Origin of the sequence: Streptomyces palmae (assembly GCF_004684805.1) — a bacterium.
GTDB lineage: Bacteria > Actinomycetota > Actinomycetes > Streptomycetales > Streptomycetaceae > Streptomyces > Streptomyces palmae.
Window position 1 is genome coordinate 1 of the sequence record NZ_SRID01000743.1, and the last position, 928, is coordinate 928.

Annotated in this window: 1 protein-coding gene; it reads right to left on the reverse strand. The window is 76.2% G+C overall.

Translation table 11 applies throughout. The features are described from left to right. Positions 1-179: 179 nt before the first annotated feature. Positions 180-842 carry a bifunctional DNA primase/polymerase gene (locus E4099_RS32430; protein WP_135342650.1) on the reverse strand — a complete coding sequence of 221 codons (663 nt, stop codon included), beginning with the start codon at positions 840-842 and terminating at the stop codon, positions 180-182. Positions 843-928 lie beyond the last annotated feature (86 nt).

Below are 928 nucleotides of genomic sequence, written 5' to 3' on the forward strand. Positions count from 1 at the left end.
GCGGCGGGGGGTGGTGCGCGCCGGTCGGTGCGGGCGTGTGCGGGGAGCCAGAGCGCGGTGGCGGGGTGTCGGCGCGAGAGTCCAGGGCGCGCGCTGGTGGTGCGCGCCGGTCCGTGCGGGCGTGCGCGGGCGCCGCGGGTTGCGATGACGGCGCCGGGGCGGGGTGACGGCGTGAGGGGTCAGTGGCCGCTGGGGGTGCGCGCCCGTCCGCAGGCGTACGCGAGTGCGCTGACCAGCTCCGCCGCGTCCGGCAGCCAGCGGTTGGCCACGGTGGGGCGGCGTACCCAGTGCACCGCGCCGCGGGTGCCCACCCGGGTCGGCGGCGCCAGCGTGTAGTCCCCGTCGCCGTGCGCCTGGACGTCCAGCGTGGCCGGCATCCAGCCGTGCTTGCGGATCAGGTCGGGGACCTTGGGGGCGGCGCCGGGCAGGACGAAGAAGTGCATCCGGCGGTCAGGGGTGCAGGAGACCGGCCCGAGGTCGATGCCCATCCGCTCCATCCGGGCCAGCGCGAGGAATCCGGCGCTCTCCGGGACGTCCAGGGTGTCGAAGGTGCGGCCGGTGGGCAGCAGGATGGCCGCGTCCGGGGTCTCGGCCCACAGCCGGCGGGCACCGACCGCGCTACCGGTGGCCTGCGCCTCCCAGTCCTCCTGGTCCAGGTCCGGATGCCCGCCGGGGGAGGGGCAGTCGGTGGCGCCGCAGGAGCAGCGCTCGCGCCCCGTGCCGGTCTCCAACCAGGCGCCGGGGGCCACGTCCCAGTGCCACTCCTCGACATAGCGCACCGCGGATTCACCGAGGCTGCCGCCGCGCTGCCCGGGGACCTGCGGAATCCTGCTGACGTCCATGGTCTCGTCGGTCTCGTCGGTCTCGTCCACGAAGGGCTCAACTCTCCCTTCGGTGATGGGTTACGGGCCGGGGGTGGGCGCGGCGG